Source organism: Halanaerobium sp. (genome assembly GCF_003070835.1).
The window spans coordinates 1-3,998 of the sequence record NZ_QBLR01000303.1 but is presented as its reverse complement, the minus strand read 5'-3'; the positions used below and the strand labels follow the sequence as shown (position 1 = coordinate 3,998).

General features: G+C 25.3%; 6 protein-coding genes. All 6 read left to right on the top strand.

Features of this window, described 5'->3' with window-relative positions; translation table 11 throughout:
• Positions 1 to 300 (top strand): glycosyltransferase (locus tag CI949_RS17875; RefSeq protein WP_290768867.1); only part of this gene is annotated, 300 nt, incomplete at its 5' end.
• Positions 300 to 1,496, top strand: coding sequence for an O-antigen ligase (locus CI949_RS17870; protein ID WP_081374521.1), 1,197 nt, complete (start codon positions 300 to 302; stop codon positions 1,494 to 1,496). The genes CI949_RS17875 and CI949_RS17870, both read left to right, overlap by 1 nt.
• A gap of 37 nt (positions 1,497 to 1,533) precedes the next feature.
• Positions 1,534 to 2,523, top strand: coding sequence for a sulfotransferase (locus CI949_RS17865; RefSeq protein WP_073157491.1), 990 nt, complete (start codon positions 1,534 to 1,536; stop codon positions 2,521 to 2,523).
• Between the two features lie 4 nt (positions 2,524 to 2,527).
• On the top strand, positions 2,528 to 3,628 hold the full coding sequence (locus CI949_RS17860; RefSeq protein ID WP_073157493.1) for a glycosyltransferase: 1,101 nt from the start codon (positions 2,528 to 2,530) through the stop codon (positions 3,626 to 3,628).
• 76 nt (positions 3,629 to 3,704) lie between these two features.
• A complete protein-coding gene (locus tag CI949_RS17855; protein ID WP_256208162.1) occupies positions 3,705 to 3,830 on the top strand; it encodes a hypothetical protein in 126 nt (41 codons plus the stop codon).
• Between the two features lie 21 nt (positions 3,831 to 3,851).
• Positions 3,852 to 3,998, top strand: a 147-nt coding sequence (locus CI949_RS17850) for an NAD-dependent epimerase/dehydratase family protein (RefSeq protein WP_290768870.1), incomplete at its 3' end; no start/stop codon positions are given.

Below are 3,998 nucleotides of genomic sequence, written 5' to 3'. Positions count from 1 at the left end.
CTTGATTTTTTAGTTCATACAGCTCGTTGGGAAGGTTTTGGCTTTGTCATAGCTGAGGCTATGGCAGCAGGACTTCCGGTTGTAAGCACTGATGTCAGTAATATATCTGAAATTATAATTGATGGAGAAACAGGATATTTAGCTGAAGCTGGAAATAAGGAGGATATAAAGAATAAAGTGTTAAAGATGATGGAAAATGATAAGGATGGATTTGAAAAAAGGGGAAGAAAAGTTATTAAAGATAAATTTACTTTAGATAAAATGATAAAAAATATAGAAAAATTTTTGGAGGATAGTTAATGAATAAGGATAGAATGGTAGTAATTATTAGCAAAGCTATTATTTGGTCTATTTATATTTTTACATTAGGAATTTTCACTTCTAAATTTTTGATATATTTAGGGATGGGGTTTTCTTTAATATTTTGGCTTGTAAAAATAGGAATTTTAAGAAAAGATTATAAGTTTATAAAAACTGAATATTTAATACCTATATTATTATTTTCGGCTTCTATTTTTATATCCGGGATAGGAAATTGGAATAATGAAATATTACAGAGCAAATTTTTTTACTCATTTATTTTTTTCTTCATAGTTGTTAATGAAATAAAAGAGAAGAAAATTATAATTAACTTATTTAAATTAATGTTGTTTTCAGCAACTATAGCAGCTTTATATGGTTTATATCAAAAAATATTTTTGGGAATAAATAGGGTAACTGGATTTACATCTTCTTTAGCTTTTGGTAACTTCATGGCTGTTTTAGTAGCGTTTTTAAGTGTTTATTTAATTTGGGGGAATCTTAAAAAAAATCAAAAGCTTTTATTTTTTGTTTTAGATTTATTATTTTTATTTAATCTAATCTTCACAAAAACTCGAGGAGCATGGCTTGGCTTTTTAGCAGCAGTATTTATTTTAGGACTTTTAAAAGGGAAAAAAATCTTATTAGTTTCAATAATTATTCTACTAATTATTTTCATTTCTTTACCAAATGTCTATACTGAAAGATTTATTAGTAGTTTTAACATTGAGTATGATTTAAAAACTAATAGATCAAATACGACTAGAATAGGTCTTTGGACTTCTGCTGTTAAGATGTTTATGAATAACCCAATTAATGGTGTTGGTTATGATCAATTTAAACAGGCATATATAAATAATTACAAAATTAAAGGGATTTCACCATTTAGTCACTCACATAATAATTTACTAAATTTTGCAGCAGAATTAGGAATTATAGGTTTATTATCTTTTTTATACTTAATGTTTATAGTTTTGAAACGTTTAATAATAGATTATAAATATGCGATAAATATCAACTATAAATTATTTTATCTTAGTAGTATATTAGTTTTTGTTATTTATAACGTGCAGGGATTAACACAGTATAATTTTGGTGATACTGAACCATTACATTTATTTTGGTTTTTTATAGCAATTACTTTTATAATTTCAAATTTAAATTTCAATACTAACTCTGTCATTAAAGATAAATAATAAAATTTAAGATTAGGAAAATTAGCAGGAGGAAATAATGCTTAATTACTTAAGAACAATAAGAGAATACATTAAATTTTTGCCAGCCAAGTTGTTTAATGAACACAATAAATCTGATAAAAAAGATGTTTCAATTTTTTCTACTCCAAGAAGTGGGTCAACATGGCTTATGGAAATAATTAATTCACAGGATAATTTTAAATATATAAATGAGCCTTTACATACTAATAGACACAAAGGCTATCTAACAGATATTGATGCAAATTGGTCAGAAATCTATAGTAGCTCAGATAGACAGGATAAATTCCTCAAATATTTTGAGAGCATCTTGAATGATGAATTGTTTGTTGGACAGCAAAAATTTAAAGATATATTAAATGGAAAATTTGATTATAAAACTAATAGAAGAGTATTTAAAATTTTAAGAGCTAAAGATTTAATTAATAAATTTGAAAATGAATTTGATATTAAAATTGTTTTCTTGTTACGGCATCCAATTCCAGTAGCATTATCTTTAGTACGAGAGAAAATGGAAGATAGGGTTAAGCATTATTTAGAAAATGAAGTTTATTTAAAAAAATTTTTTAACCAAGAAGAAATTAAATATGCTGAACAACTATATCAACATGGTTCAGAATTTGAGAAAAGAATTTTACAGTGGTGCTTAGAAAACAACCCTCCTTTAACTAGTTTGAATAATAAAGAGTGGATTGTCATAAGTTATGAAGATTTAGTTGTTAATGAAGAAGAAACGTTACTAAAATTATATAAACAACTTGACTTAAATGATTTGGATAAAATGTTTGAGCAAACTAAAAAGCCATCTAGAACTACCGCTAGTAAAAACTCAAAAAAATTGATTAATAAAAGAAATAAAGAAAGTATAATAAAAAAATGGGAAAAAGAGATTTCTCTTTCCCAAAAAGAAAAAGCTTTTGAAATATTAGATAAATTTAATTTAGATATTTATATTAAAGATAAATATACAATTAACAAAAACAGCTATTTTTTTAATAGGGGTTATTAAGATAATGAAAAGAAATATATTATTTATAAACACAGGAGTAATATGGGGTGGGGTAGAAGGCTGGAATTATAAAACTGCAAAAGAATTAAAGGAAAAAGGGTATAATGTTTTTGTTTTAGCTAAAAAAGATACTCCTTTTGCTCAAAAATGTAAAGAAGCTGACTTAAATGTTGAACATATACCAAAAATTAATAGTAGCACATTTCTTAATATTGCTAGAGTGATTAGATTAAGAAATTATTTAAAAAATAATAAGATAAATGTTATGTTTTTCTGTCAATCATCTCACTTTAAGTTTGCATCATTAGCTGGTTATTTTGCAAATGTTGATAAAATTGTTTATAGAAGAGCTTTAGCAAAATCTATAAATAATCATTTTTATAATCGTTTAGCTTTAGAAAATTTTGTAACTGATTTTATGGCTATTTCTAAAACAACTTTAAATAAAAGTTTGGAAAAATTACCTGAGAATGTTGTTTCAAAGGAAAAAATAAAATTGATTTATAATGGTGTTAACTCAAAAAAATTTGTTAATCCCAAGATTAAGAATAATATTAGGAAACAATATAATATTGACCAAGATGATATTTTAATAGCAAATATTGGACGTTTAGGAAGGCAAAAAGCACAACAAGATTTGATAAATGCAATAAATGAATTAAATAAGAATTATAAAAAGTTTAAAGTATTGTTTGTTGGAACTGGAGATAAAGCTCAAGAATATAAAAATTTAGTGAAAGAACTAAACTTAGAAGATAAAATAATTTTCACAGGATTTAGAGAAGATGTTCCTTCAATTTTAAAACAGGTTGATTTTGTAGCTCATTCTGCTATTTATGAAGGATGCCCATGGATAGTATTAGAGACAATGGCTGCGGCTAAACCAATTGTTGCAGTCGATATTCCAAGTGTTAGAGAGCTTGTAATTGATGGTGAAACTGGGATTTTATCAGAAAGAAATACAACTAAATTTGCAAATACATTATTAAAAATGATTCAGAATAAAGAAAAAGAAAAAATGGGAGAATATGCTCAAAAAATTTACAAAAAAAATTACACTTTCAATAAAATGATAGATAATATAGAAAAAAGAATTTTATATTAAAATTTGGAAGGGGAAAATAATAATTAAAAAAGTTGCTTTTTTTATTCCTAATTTAGGTGGAAGGGGAGCTAAAAAGATGGAACTATTATTAACTAACAATAATCTTCATCAAAAGTATAGTAAAAAAGCATTTAGGAGAGCAGAACAGCTTAAAAAAAATAAAATCATAAAAAAGTGGGAAGACTTAATTGAACAAATATAATTAAATTTGGAGTGATTGACTTTGAAACACTTAATAACAGGAGCAGCAGGTTTTATTGGTTCTAATTTGGCAAAAAAATTACTGGCGGCAGGGGAAGAGGTAATTGGTATAGATTGTTTTACTGATTATTATTCACGTGATTTAAAAGAAAGAAATATAGAAACTATA

Coding starts and splice junctions, on each gene's coding strand:
- CI949_RS17870 (WP_081374521.1), top strand. CDS start 300: ATGAATAAGGATAGAATGGTAGTAATTATTAGCAAAGCTATTATTTGG.
- CI949_RS17865 (WP_073157491.1), top strand. CDS start 1,534: ATGCTTAATTACTTAAGAACAATAAGAGAATACATTAAATTTTTGCCA.
- CI949_RS17860 (WP_073157493.1), top strand. CDS start 2,528: ATGAAAAGAAATATATTATTTATAAACACAGGAGTAATATGGGGTGGG.
- CI949_RS17855 (WP_256208162.1), top strand. CDS start 3,705: ATGGAACTATTATTAACTAACAATAATCTTCATCAAAAGTATAGTAAA.